Raw genomic sequence first — 21,299 nt, 5'->3', positions numbered from 1 at the left:
GCACATTTCGCAGGCGCAGGGGTGTGATGCCGCGCCCTGCTTTTGACAAACCTTCGTTGCAACTTTTCCCTTCAACAACACCCGGCTGTGAACGCCGGGCCGGCGCGGTCTCTGCTACGATCGCGTCGTCACGATGCCGCGCGAATTCAATCAATCAAGAATAAGACGGGAGGTATCGAGCACATCCGGACATCACGATTCGCATTCCTGCTTGCTGCCGGGATCTGCCCGCGCAGGAGAACAGGCCGGGATGCGACGACACGACGAAACGGGCAGTGCGCCGACCTGTGTCGGCAATGTTCAATCGACAAGCTTATGAAGAGCGAGGGACCATCATGATCAAGGTGAAGATCAACGGCCAGGAACAGAGCTGGGACGGCGACCCGGATCTCCCGCTACTCTGGTTCCTGCGTGACGAGGCCGGCCTGACCGGCACCAAGTTCGGCTGCGGCCAGGCCCTGTGCGGCGCCTGCACCGTCATCGTCGACAAGGAGGCCGTGCGCGCCTGCATTACGTCGATCAACGACGTCGCCGGGCGCGAGGTGACCACCATCGAAGGGCTGCATCCGAACGGCGACCACCCCGTCCAGAAGGCCTGGCGCCAGGTCAACGTGCCCCAATGCGGCTTCTGCCAGGCTGGCCAGATCATGCAGGCCGCAGCGCTGCTGATGGAGAATCCCAAGCCGTCACACGACCAGATCCGCGAAGCGATGGCCGGCAACATCTGCCGCTGCGGCTGCTACCAGCGCATCGAGAACGCAGTCCATCTCGCATCGACGGGAGTGTGACATGAATTTCATCGACAAACCCGGGAAGCTTCGTGGCTTCGAGAAGAACATTCGGGTCGAGAAGGTCTCGCGCCGAAGCATCCTGAAGGGGCTCGGCGTCACCGGCGGCTTCGTGCTCGCCGCCCCCGTGATGTCGCGCCAGGCGTTTGCCTATGAGACCGGCGCCGGCAAGATGCCGCACGGCGTCGTGGTCGATCCGCGCGTCTTCGTTGCCGTTGCTCCCGACGGCACCGTCACCATCCTCGCCCATCGTGCCGAAATGGGCACCGGCGTGCGCACCAGCCTTCCGCTGATCGTCGCCGAGGAGATGGAGGCTGACTGGTCCAGGGTCAAAGTGCAGCAGGCCCATGGCGACGAGGTCAAGTTCGGCAACCAGGACACCGATGGCTCCCGCAGCACGCGGCATTATCTGATCCCGATGCGCCAGATCGGTGCCTCCGCCCGCACCATGCTGGAGCAGGCCGCGGCCAAGCGCTGGGGCGTGCCGGCGACCGAGGTCAAGGCCGTCAACCACGAGGTCGTCCACAGCGCCAGCGGCCGCAAGCTCGGCTTCGGCGAACTCGCCGCGGACGCAGCCAAAGAATCGGTGCCGAGCATCGAAGGCCTCAAGCTGAAGGACCCCAAGGACTTCCGTTATCTCGGCAAGGGCCAGATCAGCATCGTCGATCTCCACGACATCACCACCGGCAAGGCGCGCTACGGCGCCGACGTACGCCTGCCAGGCATGAAATATGCGGTCATCGCACGCCCGCCGGTGACCGGCGGCAAGCTGGTCTCGTTCGATCCGGACGCGGCGCTGAAGGTCCCCGGCGTCGAGAAGGTGATGCAGGTGCGCGGCTGGCCGTGGCCGTCGAAATTCCAGCCGCTCGGCGGCGTCGCGGTGATCGCGCGCAACACCGGCGCGGCGATCAAGGGCCGCGACGCGCTGAAGCTGACCTGGGACGACGGCGCCAACGGCAAATACGACTCGGTCGCCTATCGCAAGGAGCTCGAGGAAGCCTCGCGCAAACCGGGCCTCGTCGTACGCCAGGAGGGTGACGCAGACGCTGCGCTGAAGAGCGCCGACAAGGTCGTCGTCGGCGAATACTATCTGCCGCACCTCGCCCATGTCAGCATGGAGCCGCCGGTGGCGGTCGCCGACGTCAAGGGTGACAAAGCGGAGATCTGGGCGCCGGTGCAGAGTCCCGGCGGCACCCGCGAGGACGTCGCCAAGACTCTCGGCATTCCCGAGGACAACGTCACGGTGAATGTCACGCTGCTCGGCGGCGGTTTCGGCCGCAAGTCGAAATGCGACTTCGCGCTCGAGGCCGCGCTGCTGTCGAAGGAGCTCGGCGCGCCGGTGAAGGTGCAATGGACGCGCGAGGACGACGTCCGTCACGACTTCCTGCACACCGTCTCGGTCGAGCGGATCGAGGCAGGGCTCGACAAGAACGGCAAGGTGATCGCCTGGCGCCACCGCAGCGTGGCCCCGAGCATCGCCTCGACCTTCGCCGCGGGTGCAAACCACCAGGCACCCTTCGAGCTCGGCATGGGCCTCGTCGACATGCCGTTCGAGATCGCCAACATCTCCTGCGAGAACCCGGAAGCCGCGGCGTTCACCCGCATCGGCTGGTTCCGTTCGGTCTCGAACATCCCGCGGGCCTTTGCGGTGCAGTCGATGGTCGGCGAGATCGCGCAGGCGACCGGGCGCGACCAGAAGGAGACGTTGCTCGCGCTGATCGGCAGTCCCCGCATCGTCAAGCCGGCGGTGAAGGACATGTGGAACTACGGCGAGCCCTATGACAGCTACCCGATCGACACCGCGCGTCTCCGCAAGGTGGTCGAGCTGGTCGCCGAGAAGGGCGAATGGGGCCGTCAGGTGCCGAAAGGCCACGGCCTCGGCATTGCCGTGCACCGCAGCTTCGTCAGCTACATCGCGACCATCGTCGAGGTGGCCGTCGACGAGAAGGGCACGCTGACGGTGCCGCGGGTCGACACCGCGATCGACTGCGGCACCTATGTCAACCCCGAGCGCATCGCCTCGCAGATGGAGGGCGCGGCGATCATGGGGCTGAGCGTCGCCAAATACGGCGCGATCACCTTCAAGGACGGCAAGGTGGAGCAGAAGAACTTCGACGACTTCCAGGTCCTCAGGATGGATGAATCTCCTCTTGTCACCAACGTCTACATCGTCCCGCCCGGACCCGACACGCCGCCGAGCGGCGTCGGCGAGCCCGGTGTTCCGCCGTTCGCGCCCGCGCTGATGAACGCGATCTTCGCCGCGACCGGAAAGCGTATCCGCAGCCTTCCGCTCGGCAAGCAATTGGAGGCTTAAGACGGAACATTGAGCGGCCTCGCGCCGTTTCCATCGATCTGACAGGAGCAGATCGATGACCAACATCTCAAAGGCGCTCGCAGTCTCGTTGCTGTCGGGCGCCTTTTTCATGACGACCACGGCTGCGTTCGCTCAAAGCAACACCACCCCGCCGACCACCGCCACGCGCCCCACCGCGCCGGAGCAGAACTCGCTTCCCAACGTCGGCGCCCCGCCGCCTTCGACCACGCAGACCACCGGGCAGACCAGCTCCGATCCGAAGGTTCAGGAGATGAACCAGAAGGAAAAGGACAAGGTTGATCGGCAGGGGAAGTAACTTGGCGCTCGCAGACGTTTTCCCATCGTCATGGCGGGGCTTGCTCCGGCCATGACGAGTTTGTGGCGCGGGTAACCATCCCATCTCATGGCAAAATGCGGCGGATGTTGGCATCCGCCGCATTGCCCCCTCACCGCTCCGCTTCTTGCGATCCGCCCGCGGAGCTTATTTCTTCAGCGCGAACACCCAGATGACGCCGCCCTGCGGCACATTGGCTTCGATGCCGATATTGTTGGTCGCGAGCGCATCCTGGATGCGTTGCGCGTCCACGCCCCACCCCGACTGGATCGAGATGTATTGCGTGCCGTCGATCTCATAGGACACCGGCATGCCCATGATGCCGGAGTTGGTCTTCTGCTCCCACAAGAGTTCGCCGGTCTTGGCGTGGAAGGCGCGGAAGTTGCGGTCGTTGGTGCCGCCGACGAAGACGAGATCGCCTGCCGTCGCCGTCACCGAGCCGAACAACTGCGACTTCGGGAAATTGTGCTGCCACACCTTCTTGCCAGTGACGGGATCCCAGGCCTGGAGCTCGCCGAAATGATCGGCGCCGGGCTTCGTCGTCAGGCCGATGTCCTCCGGCTTGGTGCCGAGCCAGAGTTCGCCCGCCTTGAGCGGAACCTTCTCTCCGGTGAAGCCGCCGCAGAAATTCTCGTTGGCGGGCACGTAGACGAGGCCGGTCCTCTGGCTGTAGGCCGCCGACGGCCAGTCCTTGCCACCCCACAGCGACGGACAGAACTCGACCCGCTTGCCGATGACCGGCTTGTGCGCAGGATCGACGATCGGCTTGCCGCTCTCGGCATCGATGCCCTTCCAGACATCGGTCGCGACGAAGGGCCAGCCTGCGACGTAGTTGATCTTGGTCGGGGTGCGCTCGAGCACCCAGAAGATCGCGTCGCGGCCCGGATGGATCAGGCTCTTGATGGTGCGACCCTCGCGTTGCAGGTCGACCAGGATCGGTGCTTCGACCTCGTCCCAATCCCAGGAATCGTTCTGGTGGTACTGGTGGTAGGTCTTGATCTTCCCATTGCTGGGATCGAGCGCGAGCACCGAGGAGGTGTAGAGATTGTCGCCGGGATGCGTCTCGCCAGGCCATGGCGCGGCGTTACCGACGCCCCAGTAGATCGTCTTGGTGTCCTTGTCGTAATTGCCGGTCATCCAGGCGGAGCCACCGCCGGTCTTCCAGTCGTCGCCCTGCCAGGTATCGTGACCGGGCTCGCCCTCGCCGGGGATGGTGAAGGTGCGCCACAACTCCTTGCCGTCCTTGGCATCGTATGCGGCGACGTAACCGCGCACGCCGAGTTCACCGCCGGAGCCTCCGACGATGACCTTGCCCTCGACGACCAGCGGCATCAGGGTCATGTACTGGCCCTTCTTGTAGTCCTGCACCTTGGTGTCCCACACCACCTTGCCGGTCTTGGCGTCGAGCGCGACAACATGGTCGTCGGTGGTGGCGAGATAAAGCTTGTCCTCCCAGAGACCGACGCCGCGGTTGGTCGGATGCAGCTGAAAGAGGTCGTCGGGAAGCTGCCGCTTGTAGCGCCAATATTCGTCGCCGGTCTTCGCGTTCAGCGCGATCACCTGCCCCATCGGGGTCGTTACGAACATCACGCCATTGTTGACGATCGGCGGCGCCTCGTGGCCTTCGACCACGCCGGTGGCAAAGGTCCAGACCGGTGTGAGATTCTTGACGTTCGAGGTGTTGATCTGGTCGAGCGGGCTGTAGCCCTGTCCGTCATAGGTGCGCCGATAGAGCATCCAGTTGCCGGGTTCCGGATTTTCCAGCCGCTGCTGGGTGACCGGCGCGTAGTTCTCGATCGGACCGGCGACGGCGACGGTCGAGACAAGGCACGTGAAGGCGACGAAGCCGGACAGTAACCATTGCTTCCTGGTCATGAACGTTCCCCTTTTTCATCCGTTTGAATTCTTGTTTTGAATTCTTGTCGTTCGTCCCGTCGTCCGCCCATCGGCGGATGCGGCCTCTCGTGACGCGGGCACAACCCGCACCGTCCGTCATCCTGGCTGCACGCCACCTACCTTTCCGATGAAGTTGCCGGCAACGCTGAGCGAACCGTCAGCGAGCGCGAGCGGCAGCGCGGCAAGCCGCCGCGGCGCCGGTCCGAACACGACCTGCGCGCCCTCGCGGGGATCGTATTCGGAGTTGTGACACATGCACTTGAACACGTCCTTGTCGCCGACATCGCTCTTGACCCAGGCGGTGACGGGACAGCCGGCATGCGAGCAGATCGCCGAATAGGCCAGGATGCCGTCGACGGCACGTGCGCGGGTCTTCTCGTCAAGCTCGGCGGGATCGAGCCGGATGATCAGGATTTCGTTGAGGCGCGAGGCGCTGCGCACCACCGATGTGTTGGGATCCTTCGGCCAAGCGTGAACCGGCGGTCCACCGGCCGGGAGATCGGCCGCGGTGATGAGCTTTCCCTCCTGTTCGCCTTCGGAGAAGACGAGCAGATCACCCTTCTGCGGACGTTCGTCGGAGCCTGGCGGATCCTCGCCCGCGCGCGCCTGCGTGGAACAACCAAGGCAGGCGGTCGTGGCGAGCGCGCCAAGCAGCAGCGTTCGCCGCGTCTGTTCTGTACCCGCGTCGACTTCAGACTCCGCGGTGCTCTCGTACGATGAGGGAGTGGTGTTGAATGATGCGCGCGACATGCACGCTAGCAGGCGCTGGAACTCTGCCGAAAAAAAGGCGGAGAGTTGGCGCCGCAGCGCATCAATATGTCTTTGCTCGCTTTGGTTGAACGCAAATGAATGCGTTCCAGCGCATATTTGCAATTGCAACGTCGCGTCGCGCGATCGGCATGATGATTTTGCAGATCAGACCGATGATGCGGGAATTGGTGCAACGCGTTATTGGCCGCGCAGCACAACCTCAGAGCGACACAACTGCACGTTTTGCAGGCAGATTTGCTGTCGTCAGGACCGGAGCACGTGACGCGGCGCAGCGATCCGGCCGGCGATGGTCGCCGACGCCATCTCAAAACTGTCGGCGATACGTCGCGCCTTGTCGATGAAGAGCGCGGCCGCCGGCGGCGGACAGACCTCGCGCGCGGTCTGCTCGAACAGATCGAGCCAGCGGTCGAAATGATTGCCGACCAGGCTGAGTGGCACATGCGCCCGCATCGGCGAACCATGATAGCGGCCGCTCATCAGCACGACCGACGACCAGAAATCCTTGAGTTTGGCGAGATGCTCGTCCCAATTCTGCACGATCGCAAAGACCGGCCCCAGCAGCGCATCCTCGCGCACGCGTCCGTAGAAGCGGGTGACGAGCTCCCCGATCATCTCCTCGGTGATCCCGGTGCGCTCGATCGCATCCTGGGTCAGCAGGTTCCGCCGCGCGGCCGCCGCCTCGCGCTCGGCCTTCAGTCGATCCGACATGTCCTTCGTTATCCGTTCATTTGTTCCCGCAGGCCGCCCGTTCGACATTGTCGGGCCAATTGCACGCGGCGTCTTTGTCGCAGCGCAAATTGCGGGGATCGGGCGGCGGATGCAGAGCACCCGCCGCCCGCGCCATCAGGCGCTATAGGTGTAGAAGCCTTGCCCGGTCTTGCGGCCGAGATGGCCGGCATCGACCATTTCCTTGAGCAAGGGGGCCGGACGGTATTTGGGGTCGTTGAAGCCCTTATAGAAGACCTCCATCACCGAGAGCATGGTGTCGAGCCCGACGAGATCGGCGAGCGCCAGCGGCCCGATCGGATGGTTGCAGCCGAGCTTCATGCCGGCGTCGATCTCCTCGGCGGTCGCGATCCCTTCCTGGAGCGCAAAGATCGCCTCGTTGATCATCGGGCACAGGATGCGATTGACGGCGAAGCCGGGGCTGTTCTTGGCCGTGATCGCCACCTTGCCGACCCGCTTGGCGAAATCCAGCGCCTTGGCGTGGGTGTCGTCGGAGGTCTGCAGGCCGCGGATGAGTTCCAGCAGCGCCATCACCGGCACCGGGTTGAAGAAGTGCATGCCGATGAAGCGATCGGGGCGATCGGTTGCGGCGGCAAGCTTCGTGATCGAGATCGAGGAGGTGTTGGTCGCGAGCAGCGTGCGCGGCGACAGCGTGGCGCAGAGGTCCTTCAGGATCTTGACCTTGAGCTCCTCGTTCTCGGTCGCGGCCTCGATGACGAGGTCGCAATCGGCGAGCTTCGCGCGGTCGGTGGTGCCGGTGATGCGCTTGAGAGCCGCCTCGCGATCGGCCGCCGACATCTTCTCCTTCTTGACCAGGCGCTCGAGGCTGCCGCCGACGGTCGACAGCCCGCGGTTCACCGCCGCATCGGAGATGTCGACCATCACGACCGAGAGCCCGGCCGCGGCACAAATCTGCGCGATGCCGTTCCCCATGGTCCCTGCCCCGATGATGCCAACCGTGTTGATCATTGCCTCTTATCCTTCATCCTTGCGAGTGTGCCAGTAGCGGCCCGGCCCCATTGTTCCTGCATCAGGTCTAGCACCGCCAACAGGCGGGTGCGACCCGATCCTGCCCCTTCCTTAAAGCATCCCAGGCGGGAATAAAGCCGCCATTCGGTCGCGAAATGGCATGATTTGGCGGTCTGACAGGCGATTTTCCCGAAATTTGCGCGTGCTCTACCCCCGGCGCTTTTCCGCGGGACGGCTGAGCCCGGCCCGCTTGGACCACCTTGATCTACATCAATCGGACGATGCGGTGGTCGCTAACGGTGTGGTGTAATTGATGCGCAATGGCCAGCGCGAATGCCTCGCGACGCTATTGTGACATAGCCCACATCAGCCTCGTGCCCTACCTGTTAGCGTCGCGCACATGAAAAAACATATTGCACTTCCCGTCATCCTCGCCGCTCTGCTCGTCGCCACGCAAAGCCTGGCGGCCGAGACCAAGGGCGCCGGCTCAACCTTCGTTTCGCCCGTGATGGCGAAATGGATCGACGCATACAAGACGAAGACCGGCAACACTGTCAGCTATCAGGCGGTCGGCTCGAGCATCGGCGTCGGCCTGATCAAGAAAGAGGCCGTCGACTTCGGCGCAAGCGACATGCCGCTTGATCCCAAGGAGCTGGACAGGCTCGGCATGATGCAATTCCCGATCGTGATCGGGGGCGTCGTGCCGGTGGTCAATATCGATGGAGTCAAACCCGGCCAGATCCGCTTCACCGGCCAGATGCTCGCCGACATCTATCTCGGCAAGCTGAAATCATGGAACGATCCGGCCATTCGCGCGATCAACCCCGACATCAGGCTGCCGAACACCGCGATCACGGTGGTTCATCGCATCGACGGATCCGGCACGACGTTCAACTGGTCGAACTACCTCTCGAAGGTCAGCACGCAGTGGAAGGCGAGCGTGGGCGAAGGCACCTCGGTCGAGTGGCCACTTGGTCTCGGCGGCAAGGGCAATGACGGCGTCGCCTCGCTCGTCAGCCTCGTGCCCGGTTCGATCGGCTATCTCGAATACACTTACGCGCTGCAACGGCTAGACAGAATCTCATTTGGCGTCGTGCAGAACAGCGCCGGCAATTTCGTCGTCCCGGACGCCGCATCGTTCCAGGCAGCGGCCTCGAGTGCGGACTGGAAGGCGGAGAAGGATTTCCACCTCGTGCTCACCAACGCGCCCGGCGAAGACGCCTACCCGATCACGGCCACGACGTTCGTGCTGATGCCGAAGGCGCCGAAATCCGAGGAACGATCGGCAGCGGCCATCGACTTCATCCGCTGGTCGCTGGAGAACGGAAAGGCGCAGGCCGAGACGCTCAATTACGTGCCGCTTCCGCCTGCCCTGGTCGACCAGATCGAACGCTATTGGCAGCAGAGCATCGAGACAAACCCCACGGTCTCGGCCTCGGCTAACGTCAAGCGCTGAAGCCTGGAAACGAGCGGCCGTCATGCCCGGGCTTGCCCCGGGCATCCACGTTCCCAGTGCCAGCCACGCGACCGCGATCCTTCTGGAAATCTCGCCGTGAATCGTGATTTAGTCCTGCGAAAGGCCTGTTGCCGGCTCGCAGCGGCGAGAACGCGCGAAGGTCCAGGCCCGGGGGCTTTCGAATGGACGTGATCATCTACCACAATCCCGATTGCGGCACGTCGCGCAGCGCGCTCGCCACAATCAGGAGTGCCGGCATCGAGCCGCACGCGGTCGAATATTTGAAGACGCCACCTTCGCGAACCTTGTTGCAGCAGCTCATCGCGCGCATGGGGATTTCGGTGCGCGAGGCGGTCCGCGAAAAGGCGGCGCCCGATACGGAGCTCGGGCTCGACAACCCCGCACTGACGGATGACCAGCGGCTCGAAGCGATGATGGTACATCCGATCCTGATCAACTGGCCGATCGTGGTGACCCCGAACGGCGTCAGGCTTTGCCGCCCTTCGGATCTGGTGCTTGATCTCCTGCCGGCGCAACAGCGTCCGGCCGGATGAACGACTTCGCGCGATCCATCGGCGCCGCGCTCACGCTGATCGGCGAGGCCGACGCCGAGCTGCTCGGCATCGTCGCGCTGTCGGTTCGTGTCAGCCTGACCGCCGGCATCGTCGCGCTGCTGATCGGCGCGCCCTTCGGGGCCCTGCTCGCGATCACCCGATTCCGTGGGCGGCAGGTCGTCATCGTGCTGACCAATGCGCTGCTCGGCCTGCCGCCGGTTGTGGTCGGGCTTGCGCTCTATCTTCTGCTGTCGCGGTCCGGCCCGCTCGGGGCAGCCGGACTGTTGTTCACGCCGACCGCCATGGTGATCGCGCAGACCCTGCTCGCGACCCCTATCGTGGTCGCGCTGGTGCACCGGCCGGCGAGCCTGCTTTGGGCCGAGTATGGCGACCTCGCGCGGATCGACGGACTATCGACGCTGCGCAGCATCGGCTTGCTGTTCGCGCTCGGCCGAACGTCGCTGCTGACGGCCTTTCTCGCGGCGTTCGGACGCGCGATCGCCGAGGTCGGCGCCATCATCATCGTCGGTGGCAACATCCGCGGCTTCACGCGCACGATGACGACGGCGATCGCACTGGAGACCAGCAAGGGCGACCTGCCGCTGGCACTCGGGCTCGGGCTGATCCTGCTCGCGCTCAGCGTGGCGGTGTCGACCGTCGCCTTCCTGCTAGTGGGACGCGTTGGGGAAAAATAGCTGCTCGCCGCCGACCTTGTAGCCGGCGATCGCATCCTGCCCCTTCGGCGAAACCAGCCAGTCGATGAAGGCCTGTCCGTCCTTCGCCTTCACATTCGCATGCGTCGCCGGATTCACCAGCATGACGCCATACTGGTTGAACAGCCGCTTGTCGCCCTCGGTCAGGACGGCAAGCTCGCCCCGGTTCTTGAACGACAGCCAGGTGCCGCGGTCCGACAGAAGATAGGCGTTCGACGACGAGGCCATGTTCAGCGCCGGACCCATGCCCTGCCCGATCTCGCGATACCAGCTGTCCTTGCCGGCGCCGATATCGACGCCCGCCTCCTTCCACAATCTCAGCTCGGCCGCATGCGTGCCGGATTTGTCGCCGCGCGAGATGAAGGTTGCCTTCGCCGCCGCGATCTTGCGGAGCGCATCAGTGACGTCCTTGCCGCCGGCGATCTTTGCGGGATCGCTCTTCGGACCGACAATGATGAAGTCATTGTACATCACATCGAAGCGCTTCACGCCCTGCCCCTCGGACATGAACTTGTCCTCGGCCGGCCTGTCATGCACGAACACCACGTCGGCGTCGCCGCGCCGCCCGATGTCGAGCGCCTGGCCGGTGCCGACGGCAACGACCTTCACCTCGATGCCCTCCGCCTTCGAGAACAGCGGCAGCAGGTAACCAAACAGGCCCGACTGTTCCGTCGACGTCGTCGAGGCCACGGTGATGGTGCGATCCTGCGCGTAAGCGCATGTCGACCAGACCAGAACCGCTGCGATGGCGGCAAGCTTTCTCATTGCGCTGTCCTCACTCCCCAGACGTCTGAACTTAGGCGGGAAGGATGACGCAGGGAAGTCCGACGTTCGGCGCAGGATCAGCGGCCGGGTATGTCTTGCGGATCACGTCTTTTCTCCTTCGCTGTCGAAGGAAGCGTATCGGGGATCGGCGCGGCAACTCCGTGGACGCGGTCACATTGGCCGCCTGCCGCGCCGGAGCTTCAGGACGACCGCAGCTTTTCGATGATGGCCGTCACCTCGTTCAGCTGGGCTTTGGCCGTGGCCAGCAGATCGAGCAGATCGCGCGCGGACTGGGCTGATCCGCCAGCGGCGGCCTGATCGATCACGCTCAAGCCGTCGGTGAGACGCGAGATGATTTGCACGAGTTCATCGCGGCGCGCCTCGAGGTCGGCAAGCGTTGCGTCAAAGCGCGCGTCGAGCCGGGCGCCTTGCAACGAGCGGATCGGAACGATCCTGTCGTCGGGAGGATCGGACATGCGCGTGCTTTGCGTTGCTGTCCCGCCCATCCTAGGCGCGACCGCTCGCAACCCGGCGGTGGTGCATTGTCGCATCCGACACGGCGGTCGCGTTGCCCTTTCCCGCGCGGTGGACGCTCGGATGTTCTGCAATTGGTCCCACCTACATTGACATCGATGTGACGGCCGGGGCAGTTTTTTGCATTGCTGGCGAATCAGCGATTGCTTCACGCCGAGTACCTCTTGGACAACTCCCTGTGCTTTCGAGACTGATATCGTTGCTGCGCCGCATTCCCGCGGTGAAATGGGCGTTCACCCGGCTTAGGCCCTTGCCTCACGGCGGCAGCATCGATGTCGCGCCGATCGCAGCAAGCGATTCGCCCGCAACCGTTGCCGACATCGCAGAAGCTGTTGCGGCTCCCGACAGCATCAGCACCAACCCGCTGCCCAGTGACACCGAGATCGCCGTTGCGGCTCCGGTCGCCGAAGATGGCGCCGCTATCTCTGTCATCCCGGAGAGCTCGTCCGCGGCGCCAACTGATGTCGGCGTCGCCGATGATTCATCCTTGGAAGCGCCGACAGAGGTCGAGGCGGTCGTCGTCGAAGAGGTTTCGGTCTCATCAGTCGAGGTGGAGAGCGAGGCCGTTGAGCTCGTCAGCAGCGATCCGCCCGCGGAGCTTGAGACCAGCGTCGCACCCGTTGTCGTAGAAGAGACACCGGTCCCGGTTGTCGAGATCGAGAGTGAGCCGGTCGGTGCACCCGAGCTCGTCATCAGCGACCCACCTGTGGAACTTCCGGAGATCGTTGAACCCGTCATCGTTGAAGAGGCGCGGCTGTCGCCTGTCGAGGCCGAGAGCCAGCAAGCCAACGTTTCCGAGCCCGTCATCGGCAGCGATCCATCTCCCGACCTCTCGGCCGAGGTGGAGCTCGTCGTCGTCGAGGAGGCGCTGGTCTCGTCTATCGACATCGAGATCGCTCCGGTTGATGCCCCCGTTCTCGCCGTCAACGACGATACCTCCTCTGACGTCGCTGATGTGGAGCCGCCTGTCGTAGAGGACACGTGCGTCGCGCTTGCGGACAGCGACGTCTCGGCGGGAGAGGTCTCCGGGAACAGCATCGACAGCGTTGCCATCTCTGTCGTCGCAATGGAGATCGAGCCGGTCCCGGCCAACGATCCCGCCCCGATCGCAACGGAGGGTCCCTCCGCCGACACAGCGAGCGCCGTCACGCATGTCGCGCCGGAGCCGGTCCTCGAGTCTCCCGATCCGGTGATCCCCAGCGCTCCGAAGACGCGCGCAAAGGTCGTGGAACCCGTCGACCGCGCCACGTTGATCCGGCAGCGCTGGACGGAGACCGGGATCAGGATGTGGAATCCGCGGCTTCACGGCGCCGGCGACGCCACGCTGAACATCCAGGGCCGCGTCGAGCTGCTGCCGCCCGCGCCCGGCGAGACCATGCCACGCTACGACAAGCTCGAATTCAGGATGCTGGACGGGCAGATCGTCTGCGAGGGCGTCGTCGTCGAGGCGCCCGCGTCGGCGGGTCAGCGCAGCTTTACCCGGCTCGCCGAGCCGCGTAACCCCGACCGGCCCCGCGAACCGGTACGGGAGCGCCGGGCCGCTCTCGCCTGACCCTTGTCCTCTGCGACCATGCCCGCCATATGCTAGGCTGACGGCTTGGACATGGGAGGCCGCATGCCCGCAAGATCATTGCGCCTGGTCGTAATCGCCGCCCTCTGCATCTCGCAAGGGGCCTTTGCGGCGTCCGGCAAACGCCCGCACCATGCGCCCGCCACCGATCGGGCCGCGCCCTACAAGGCCGACCGGCTCTCGACCTCGCGCGGCGATACGATCCTCAACACGCCCGGCCAGACCACCGTGCTGACACGTCAGATCCTTGACGACATGAACGCGACGACCCTCCGGGACGCCATGCGCTCGACCGCCGGCGTGACGATAGGGATTGGCCGCTAGATTTCGCGCGACTTCGCGTTCAGGGGATCGGATAGCCCTTCCAGACCCACTCCAGCGCCGACGGCAGCGTTTGCGCAATCGTCGGCCGGTCGACGTGCTTGGCGTTGCGCACGAACAGGAACTGGTAGTGGTAGCCCTTCTCCGCCAGCACCTTCGCCATCAGCGCGTTCGACAGGGTCCAGTCGTGCATGCCGTCGGGAATGGTGGGGTTCGGATAGAACAGGTCCTGGTCGCCGCCGAAGAACCAGAAGCGGATCGGCTTCGCCGGCGCGGCGACGATCAGCGGCACGCCGGGCGGCTCGGCCGGCGTCAGCACGCCCGCCTTGGAGATGAGGTTGGGCGTGGCCGGCCCGGTCCAAGCGCTGTGATATTCCCACGCACCACCACGCAGCGACGGATCGTGCGGCCATTGCTGGTTGACCATCGTCGGCGAGAAGGCCAGCACGCGGTGATAGAGATCGGGATAGAACCACGCCATGGTGAAGGCCGCAACACCGCTCGAGCTCAGGCCCATGGTCGCGCGCCCGTCGGGGTTTTTGGTCAACTTGACGTCGGCGTTCTTCTCGACCAGCGGCAACACCTCGCGCTCGACGAACTGCGCATAGTCGCCTGACACCGCATCGTATTCGCGGCCGCGCTGGCTGCCCTGCGCGTCCTGCCCGCCATTGCCGATCTGGATCGCGATCATCGGCGGAACGCGGCGCTGCGCGATCAGATTATCGAGCGTCGTGGCGAGGTCCTTGTAGGCGTTGGAGCCGCCGTCGCCGACCACGATGAACGGCGCCTCGGTGCCGCGTACATATTGCGCCGGCACGTAGACGTCGATCGTGCGCGACCAGCTTCCAGGATGGCTGGTGGTGACGATCATGTGCGACTTGTCGTCCGGCGCGGTGACGGTCGTCATGATCGAGGAATTGGTGCAGCCGGCGACATCGTCGCGGATCAGGCCGGGATTGTAGATCGTGCTCTCCTTCGACGTCAGCGTGAAGGATTTTGTCGTGCCGCGTGGTACGCCTTCCTTCGCAATCGTCTCCGGCGCGGGATTGTGGGTGGGCCCGATGATGAAATTGCCCTCGGCGCCGGACGGCGGCAGCGTTCCGTCGGGTAGCTCGGTCGCGCGCGGATAGTTGGGGTTCGAGGGATCGCGCGTCGGCGGCGCCGTCTTGAAATCGAGGCCCGCCGTGTCAATGAAGAACGGTGCCGCCTTGTCGGTGGTGTTGGCCCCGGGCGGCACAGCCATGTTCTGGGTGACGCAGGCCGGCTGCGACAGTGCAATTGAAGTGAAGGAGACGAAGGAAATCAGCGTCCCTGCGAGGACGGAGAATGATTTGGTCATTTCAGCTCCCGGTGCCGACAAGTCTTTCTGGCTCGCCTTGACGCGAAGTATGGCGGGCCGCGTGCGCGCGGTCAAACAGCAAGCGGCCGCATTCCAGCGATAGCCGCCATGCTCAAACCGAACGGCGACCGTTATTCCGTGCATGCTCATGAACTATCGCGGACACGAGGCCGTTGCTGCTGCACCTCGCACGACGTAGCTTGCGCAAGCACGTGCGTCGGCTGACCGCGCGGCCATGCGCCGTCGCCGATTTGAAAGCCAAGGTCTCGCATGGTTAGCGGATCGTAGCTGCGGGTGGCTGCGGGCAAGGTGTGCCTGAGACACGCGCCTCGGCCGCCGGATATCCTTAACACGGCCTCACCAATACACGCGGCTGGAAAATCCCGCGGCCGCGCGCAACCTGCGCTGGCTTTTCGTGCAGCCCCACCTAACGCGACCTTTACCCCCGTCGTGCAAGATCGCCGCCGTTTTGAAGGGATCCGGGGCGCGTATTGCAATGCCTGTCGTCAATTTGAAGTCTCAGCTCGCCGCCGCGATGCGGCTGTTTCGCGTGCCGGCCGACAACCCGGACCTGACGCGCGCGCAGTTCGACGCCTTCTCGAAGCAGATCCCGCTGCTCTATTTCATCCTGATGAGCAACACGATCGCCGTCGCCTATACCTATGTCAACGTGGCGCCGGACTGGCTGACGTTGATCGTGCCGAGCGTGCTCACCGTGCTCGCCGCGCTGCGGACCTTCTGGTGGCTGCGCCAGCGTCATCTCGTGCGCAGCGATGCCGATATCCTGCGCAATCTGCGCGCCACCAACTGGATGACATTACCGATCGGCGCCGGCTTCACCGCATGGTCCTTTGCGCTGTACCCTTACGGCGACGCCTTCGCCAAGAGCCAGGTCGCCTTCTACATGGCGGTAACCGTGATCGGCTGCATCTTTTCGCTGATGCATCTGCGTTCCGCGGCGCTGATCGTGACGCTCGTCGTCGACGTTCCCTATGTGCTGTTCTTCTGGGCGACCGGCGAACCGACGCTGAAGGCGATCGCGGTCAACAACCTTCTCGTCTCCGGCGCGATGGTGACGGTGCTGTTCATCTACTACCGCGACTTCGCCGATCTCGTCTCCAGCCGCAAATCGCTGCTGGCGCAGCAGGCGGCAACGCAAGCGCTCTCGGACGAGAATTTCCGCCTCGCCAATCTCGATTCCCTCACCGAGCTGCCGAACCGCCGCCGCTTCTTCGCCGAGCTGTCGAGCGCCTTCAGCGACGCCGAGCGCAGGCGCGTTCGCGTCGCGGTGGGGATCATCGACCTCGACGGCTTCAAGCCGATCAACGACAATTACGGCCACTCGGTCGGCGATCGCGTCCTGATCGAAGCCGGGCGCCGCATCCGCGAAGTTTGCGAGGGCTTCGGCCCGCAGCGGGTGGAATTTGCCCGGCTCGGCGGCGACGAGTTCGGCCTCGTGGTGTGCGGCGATCCCGAAGATGACGATTTGATGCGGCTCGGCCAGCGCATCGGCGAACAGGTCAAGTTGCCCTACCAGCTCGACACCGCCCATACCGGGCTGTCCTGCTCGATCGGCTTCGCGCTTTTCCCAAGCTCGGCGACCAGCGCCGAAGCGCTCTATGAATGCGCCGACTACTCGCTCTATCACGCCAAGCGCCATCTGCGCGGCCGCACCGTGATCTTCTCGAGCGAGCTCGAGGCCGAGATCCGCAGCCGCGGCGTCATCGAGAACTTGCTCCGCACCGCCGATTTCAGCACCGAGATGGACCTGGTGTTCCAGCCGATCGTGGACGCCATGAGCGAGCACACCGCCGGCTTCGAAGTCCTGGCGCGCTGGCACAGCTCCCGCCTGGGCCTGGTCTCACCGGCCGACTTCATTCCGGCCGCAGAGCGCATCGGCCTGATCCGGCCGCTGACGCAGGCGCTGCTGGTCCGCGCGCTCGCGACGGCAAGGACCTGGCCCGACCACATCCGCCTGTCGTTCAACCTGTCCGCTCACGATGTCTGCGCAGCCGAGGGCATTTTGCCGCTGATCTCGATCATCGAGAGAAGCGGGTTGCCGCCGAACCGGATCGACTTCGAGATCACCGAGACCGCCGTCACCTTCGACTTCGTGCGCGCGCAGCAATCGATCGCGACGCTCAAGGCCATGGGCTGTGGCATTTCACTGGACGATTTCGGCACCGGCTATTCCTCGCTGAGCCACGTGCATCGGCTGCCGCTCGACAAGATCAAGATCGACCGCAGCTTCGTCGCCGACATCAACGAAAATCCGGTGAGTCACAAGATCATCAAGTCTCTCGCCGGCCTGTGCGACGACATGGAGATCGCTTGCGTCGCCGAGGGCGTCGAGACCCGCGCCCAGCTCGACAGCCTGCGCCGCCTGGGATGCGACTTCATCCAGGGCTACTACTTCGCAAAGCCGATGTCGGGCGATGCGATTGGCGATCATCTCGCAAAGGAACACCAGCGTCTCGGCGACGCCGGTGCCAAGGTCGTAGCCTGAGAGGCCAGATCTCAATCCGCACGCGCAGCGCTGATAAATTAAATTGCTGCCTGTCAATCGTCCGCTTCACATGCGTCGAAACGCCCCCGACATGTCGGGATGCCGTGTCGGTGCTTGTCAGCGACGTCAAAACGCGCGATACTCAATTTCAAGGGGAAAGATATTAAATATACAACTTTTTGATCTTGGTGGCCTTCAACTGGGCGCGGCGGCAAACACGGTTGTGAGTTGGCAATCGGGAGGCAGGCATGTCGTCCAATGCGTCATTTTCGGCAGGGCGCCACGCCCCGCCGCACTCCCACCTCACCGCTTCGCATGCATCACCGCCGCCCGCCGAGCCGGACGCCGGCGGCCTCATACCCATCAGGCTCTTCATCCTCAGCGACGTGCGCCTGCTCTGCGAAGGCCTCAGTTCCTGCCTGGCCCGGCAGGAATGCTTACGCATCGCCGGGCACGGCGATCTTGCGACCCCGCCTGAGCAAGTCGTCGACAGCGGCGCGCAGGTGCTGCTGGTCGACATAGCGACGCCGCAAGGCTTGCAACAATCGGCGGCCTGCCGCGCGCTGGCGCCGGCGTTGAAGGTCGTCGCCATCGCTGTCGCCGAAGCCGAGCAGGACATCCTGGCCTGCGCAGAGGCCGGCGTGTCCGGCTTCGTGCTGCGCGAGGGTTCGATCAGCGACGTCGTCGCCGCCGTCCATAATGCGATGCGCGACGAGCTCGTGTGCTCGCCCAAGGTCGCCGCCGCCCTGTTCGGCCGCCTCGCGCTACTCTCCGCGCGGACCGTCACGCGAGCGCCGGCCGCCGGCGTCGACACGCTGACACCACGCGAGCACGAGATCATTCGCTTCGTCGGCGAAGGGCTGTCGAACAAAGAGATCGCACGAGCCTTGCGGATCCGCAATTCGACGGTGAAGAACCACATGCACAACGTGCTCAGCAAATTGCAGATTCGCCGGCGCGGCGAGATCAGCAAGCATCTGCACGCGAACGGCGCGGCCGCGTCTGCATCATCGCGGATCCAGACCCGCTAGACCTTTCGGCCTAGATCCTTCAGGCCGGCATCGCGCGCGAAGCCGCCATGTCGCGGTGAATTACGCGCCGTTTGCATCATCGCGGTCTCACCGCCGCGGGCATGGTCCGGACCATCAACTCCATCCTCGCTAGACCTTTTGGCTCAATCGCGCCGTCGCGCCTTGTGCAAGGCTCACCGCAAAGGTGGCCATTGCGACAGAGACGCATCCTCATTGCGGGATTTCCGAGACTGATGACCGATCTTCTCGAGCATGTCGTCGCGAAAGATCCGGCGTTGTCCGTAGTCGGGACGAGTGACGACGCCAATCTGGCAACGGAGGCACGCCGCACCCGGGCCGACGTCCTCGTGGTGGCACAGAAGGCCCCGGACGAGCGCGACAGCCTCGCGAGCCTTCTGCACAGCCGGCCGCGGATGAAGGTCGTCACCATCGTCGCAAGCGGCGAAAGCGGCGCGCTCTACGAGCTGCGGCCGCACCGCACGGCCATCACCGAGATCACGACGCAATCCCTGTCGGAAGCCATTCGGGATCCGCCCGGCCCGAGGCGCCGGCCGCGCCAGCGGCGCGCCCGCCGGCCAGGCAAGACCATCGCCGCGGTCTGACCAAGCGAGACGGACCGCCAAATCACAGGAGCCGACATGCCCTCAGCCCTTCTGCAACCCGGCGTCTATATCGAGGAAATCTCCAGCGGCGTGCGCTCGATCTCGGGCGTGGCGACGTCGATCGCGCTGTTCATCGGCTGGGCGCCGCGCGGTCCCGTTGACCGTGCCGTGCGCATCTCCAGCTTTGCCGACTATGAGCGCGCCTATGGCGGGCTCGACCGCCGCGCCAATCTCGGCTACGCCGTGCGCCAATTCTTCGACAACGGCGGCAGCGACGCCTACGTCGTGCGGATCGCGCTGTTCAATTCGGGAACGCCCGCCAGCGACGCGAAGACCGCGACCTGCGCCATCAACGATCTCGGTATCGAGGCGAGTTCGCCGGGCCTGTGGGCCAACTCCTTCAGCGTCCGGCTGACGCTGCGTGCGGACGACAGCACCCGCTTCCGGCTCGATGTCATCGGCCCGTCGCCGAGCACTGACATCGTGGAGACGTTCCAGGACCTGTCGATGAACAAGGCGGATCCGCGCTACGCGCCGAGCGTCGTCAACGGCCGCTCCGCCTTCATGGACAAGCTGACCACGGCGTCAACGACGGTCCCGACCCCGGCCACGAAGCCATTTGCGGGCGGCGCCGATGGCACGGTCCTCTCCGCCAATGACGGCCCGTTCGTCAGCGCGATCGATCCGCTGTTCGCGACCGGCGGGATCGTCGATCGTATCGACATCTTCAACCTGGTCTGCGTGCCCGGCCTCACCAATGTCAATTCAACGACCCAGGGCGCACTCGCCAAGCTACAGCAACGCTGCCACGTCCGCCGTGCGTTCCTGATCATCGACAGCCTCCAGAACGAGACGGTCGCCAACATGAGCGGCGCCAACGGCGAGGCCGGCCTGACCGGCTCGGACGGCAATTTCTCCGCGCTGTACTACCCGTGGGTGATGCAGGCAGATCCGCTGCAATCCGGCGTCGTGCGCGACTTTCCACCTTGCGGCTTCGTCGCCGGCGTCTACGCCCGGACCGACGCCACGCGCGGGGTCTGGAAGGCGCCGGCCGGCACCGATGCCAGCGTCAACGGCGGCGTCGGCTTCGCGTTGAGCTTGAGCGACGCCGAGAACGGCCAGCTCAATCCGATCGGCGTCAATTGCCTTCGCACGCTGCCGGTCTACGGCAACGTGGTCTGGGGCGCGCGCACGCTGCACGGCCAGAACGACCGCGGCTCGGAATGGAAATACGTTCCGGTACGGCGCATGGCGCTGTTCCTGGAGGAGAGCCTCTACCGCGGCACGCAATGGGTGGTGTTCGAGCCCAATGACGAACCGCTGTGGGCGCAGATCAGGCTCAACATCGGCGCCTTCTTGCAGGGCCTGTTCCGGCAGGGCGCGTTCCAGGGCCGCTCGCCGCGCGAGGCCTATTTCGTCAAATGCGACCGCGAGAGCACGACGCAGGCCGACATCAATCTCGGCATCGTCAACATCATCGTCGGCTTCGCGCCGCTGAAGCCCGCCGAGTTCGTCGTCATCAAGATCCAGCAGATCGCCGGCGACATCCCAACCTGAGGCAAAGACACCTGAGGCAAGCAAATGGCACAGTTCTCGGTCAATCCGCAGCGCTTCGATCCCTACAAGAACTTCAAGTTCCGCGTGAAATGGGACGGCCGCTACGTCGCCGGCATCAGCAAGGTGTCGGCGCTGAAACGCACCACCGAAGTGGTCGAACACCGCGAGGGCGGCGATCCCTCGACGGGACGCAAGTCGCCCGGCCGCAGCAAGTTCGAGGCGATCACGCTCGATCGCGGTGTCACCCACGACACCGAGTTCGAGAAATGGGCCAACAAGGTCTGGCATTTCGGCGCAGGACTTGGCGCCGAGGTCTCGCTGAAGGATTTCCGCAAGGACATCATCCTCGAGGTCTACAACGAGGCCGGGCAGCTCGCGCTGGCCTACAAGCTATTCCGCTGCTGGGTCTCCGAATACCAGTCGCTGCCAGATCTCGACGCCAACGCCAATGCGGTGGCGATCCAGCACATCAAGCTGGAGAACGAGGGATGGGAGCGCGATCAGGCGGTCGCCGAGCCGTCCGAGCCCACTTTCACCGATCCAGCCTGAGACC

Annotated in this window: 20 protein-coding genes; 13 read left to right on the top strand and 7 right to left on the bottom strand. The window is 64.6% G+C overall.

Annotated features, from left to right (window positions below):
• Nucleotides 1-335 precede the first annotated feature (335 nt).
• The 3 genes from AB7Z56_RS12400 to AB7Z56_RS12390 are packed head-to-tail and all read left to right on the top strand — an operon-like array spanning nt 336 to nt 3,418.
• Entirely contained in the window at nt 336-788 is a 453-nt protein-coding gene (locus AB7Z56_RS12400; RefSeq protein WP_085405661.1) for a (2Fe-2S)-binding protein, read from the top strand.
• 1 nt (nt 789) lies between these two features.
• The gene (locus AB7Z56_RS12395; RefSeq protein WP_085405660.1) at nt 790-3,102 is read left to right on the top strand and encodes a xanthine dehydrogenase family protein molybdopterin-binding subunit; all 2,313 of its coding nucleotides are present in this window, start codon (nt 790-792) and stop codon (nt 3,100-3,102) included.
• A 55-nt stretch (nt 3,103-3,157) separates the two neighbouring features.
• Nucleotides 3,158-3,418 carry a hypothetical protein gene (locus AB7Z56_RS12390; RefSeq protein WP_085405658.1) on the top strand — a complete coding sequence of 87 codons (261 nt, stop codon included), beginning with the start codon at nt 3,158-3,160 and terminating at the stop codon, nt 3,416-3,418.
• Nucleotides 3,419-3,583: 165 nt separating this feature from the next.
• Here AB7Z56_RS12390 and AB7Z56_RS12385 read toward each other — a convergent pair whose 3' ends face one another.
• From AB7Z56_RS12385 to AB7Z56_RS12370, 4 genes are all read right to left on the bottom strand, one after another.
• Complete coding sequence (locus tag AB7Z56_RS12385; protein WP_441256261.1) at nt 3,584-5,311, bottom strand: methanol/ethanol family PQQ-dependent dehydrogenase; 1,728 nt, start codon at nt 5,309-5,311, stop codon at nt 3,584-3,586.
• 117 nt (nt 5,312-5,428) lie between these two features.
• A complete protein-coding gene (locus AB7Z56_RS12380; protein ID WP_354098257.1) occupies nt 5,429-6,082 on the bottom strand; it encodes a ubiquinol-cytochrome c reductase iron-sulfur subunit in 654 nt (217 codons plus the stop codon).
• Between the two features lie 264 nt (nt 6,083-6,346).
• Nucleotides 6,347-6,811 (bottom strand): group III truncated hemoglobin, encoded by a 465-nt coding sequence (locus AB7Z56_RS12375; RefSeq protein WP_085405656.1) that lies wholly within the window; start codon nt 6,809-6,811, stop codon nt 6,347-6,349.
• Nucleotides 6,812-6,946: 135 nt separating this feature from the next.
• Nucleotides 6,947-7,798, bottom strand: a complete 852-nt coding sequence (locus AB7Z56_RS12370; RefSeq protein ID WP_085405655.1) for a 3-hydroxybutyryl-CoA dehydrogenase — start codon at nt 7,796-7,798, stop codon at nt 6,947-6,949.
• Nucleotides 7,799-8,198: 400 nt separating this feature from the next.
• Here AB7Z56_RS12370 and pstS point away from each other — a divergent pair, with 400 nt between their 5' ends.
• The 3 genes from pstS (at nt 8,199) to AB7Z56_RS12355 (ending at nt 10,503) form a co-directional block, all read left to right on the top strand.
• Entirely contained in the window at nt 8,199-9,254 is a 1,056-nt protein-coding gene (pstS, locus tag AB7Z56_RS12365) for a phosphate ABC transporter substrate-binding protein PstS (RefSeq protein ID WP_085405654.1), read from the top strand.
• Between the two features lie 182 nt (nt 9,255-9,436).
• Nucleotides 9,437-9,808 carry an arsenate reductase (glutaredoxin) gene (arsC, locus tag AB7Z56_RS12360; RefSeq protein WP_085405652.1) on the top strand — a complete coding sequence of 124 codons (372 nt, stop codon included), beginning with the start codon at nt 9,437-9,439 and terminating at the stop codon, nt 9,806-9,808.
• Nucleotides 9,805-10,503, top strand: coding sequence for an ABC transporter permease (locus AB7Z56_RS12355; RefSeq protein WP_085405650.1), 699 nt, complete (start codon nt 9,805-9,807; stop codon nt 10,501-10,503). Before arsC ends, AB7Z56_RS12355 begins: the two co-directional genes overlap by 4 nt.
• Here AB7Z56_RS12355 and AB7Z56_RS12350 read toward each other — a convergent pair.
• Both AB7Z56_RS12350 and AB7Z56_RS12345 read right to left on the bottom strand, forming a co-directional pair.
• Nucleotides 10,477-11,286: an extracellular solute-binding protein gene (locus AB7Z56_RS12350; protein WP_085405648.1), complete on the bottom strand. Its 810-nt coding sequence runs from the start codon at nt 11,284-11,286 to the stop codon at nt 10,477-10,479. The genes AB7Z56_RS12355 and AB7Z56_RS12350 overlap by 27 nt on opposite strands.
• A gap of 200 nt (nt 11,287-11,486) precedes the next feature.
• Entirely contained in the window at nt 11,487-11,762 is a 276-nt protein-coding gene (locus AB7Z56_RS12345) for a hypothetical protein (RefSeq protein WP_354100007.1), read from the bottom strand.
• Between the two features lie 257 nt (nt 11,763-12,019).
• Here AB7Z56_RS12345 and AB7Z56_RS12340 point away from each other — a divergent pair, with 257 nt between their 5' ends.
• Complete coding sequence (locus AB7Z56_RS12340) at nt 12,020-13,372, top strand: hypothetical protein (protein WP_441256260.1); 1,353 nt, start codon at nt 12,020-12,022, stop codon at nt 13,370-13,372.
• Nucleotides 13,373-13,435: 63 nt separating this feature from the next.
• Nucleotides 13,436-13,714 carry a Plug domain-containing protein gene (locus tag AB7Z56_RS12335; protein WP_201266280.1) on the top strand — a complete coding sequence of 93 codons (279 nt, stop codon included), beginning with the start codon at nt 13,436-13,438 and terminating at the stop codon, nt 13,712-13,714.
• A 19-nt stretch (nt 13,715-13,733) separates the two neighbouring features.
• On the opposite strand, the gene AB7Z56_RS12330 is transcribed toward AB7Z56_RS12335, so the two are convergent.
• On the bottom strand, nt 13,734-15,050 hold the full coding sequence (locus tag AB7Z56_RS12330) for an alpha/beta hydrolase (RefSeq protein WP_085405641.1): 1,317 nt from the start codon (nt 15,048-15,050) through the stop codon (nt 13,734-13,736).
• Nucleotides 15,051-15,546: 496 nt separating this feature from the next.
• Here AB7Z56_RS12330 and AB7Z56_RS12325 point away from each other — a divergent pair, with 496 nt between their 5' ends.
• The 5 genes from AB7Z56_RS12325 to AB7Z56_RS12305 all read left to right on the top strand — a co-directional run bounded on the left by AB7Z56_RS12325 (nt 15,547) and on the right by AB7Z56_RS12305 (nt 21,295).
• Entirely contained in the window at nt 15,547-17,556 is a 2,010-nt protein-coding gene (locus AB7Z56_RS12325; protein ID WP_085405639.1) for a putative bifunctional diguanylate cyclase/phosphodiesterase, read from the top strand.
• A 248-nt stretch (nt 17,557-17,804) separates the two neighbouring features.
• Nucleotides 17,805-18,587 carry a LuxR C-terminal-related transcriptional regulator gene (locus AB7Z56_RS12320; RefSeq protein WP_085405638.1) on the top strand — a complete coding sequence of 261 codons (783 nt, stop codon included), beginning with the start codon at nt 17,805-17,807 and terminating at the stop codon, nt 18,585-18,587.
• 233 nt (nt 18,588-18,820) lie between these two features.
• Complete coding sequence (locus AB7Z56_RS12315) at nt 18,821-19,189, top strand: hypothetical protein (RefSeq protein ID WP_085405637.1); 369 nt, start codon at nt 18,821-18,823, stop codon at nt 19,187-19,189.
• 36 nt (nt 19,190-19,225) lie between these two features.
• The gene (locus AB7Z56_RS12310; RefSeq protein WP_085405636.1) at nt 19,226-20,746 is read left to right on the top strand and encodes a phage tail sheath family protein; all 1,521 of its coding nucleotides are present in this window, start codon (nt 19,226-19,228) and stop codon (nt 20,744-20,746) included.
• 24 nt (nt 20,747-20,770) lie between these two features.
• Entirely contained in the window at nt 20,771-21,295 is a 525-nt protein-coding gene (locus tag AB7Z56_RS12305; RefSeq protein WP_071911630.1) for a phage tail protein, read from the top strand.
• Nucleotides 21,296-21,299: the final 4 nt, after the last annotated feature.

The sequence above is a fragment of the Bradyrhizobium sp. 482_C4_N1_8 genome, from assembly GCF_052075965.1.
GTDB lineage: Bacteria > Pseudomonadota > Alphaproteobacteria > Rhizobiales > Xanthobacteraceae > Bradyrhizobium > Bradyrhizobium barranii.
The sequence above is the reverse complement of the archived record's forward strand: the minus strand, read 5'-3'. Positions and strand labels throughout refer to the sequence as shown.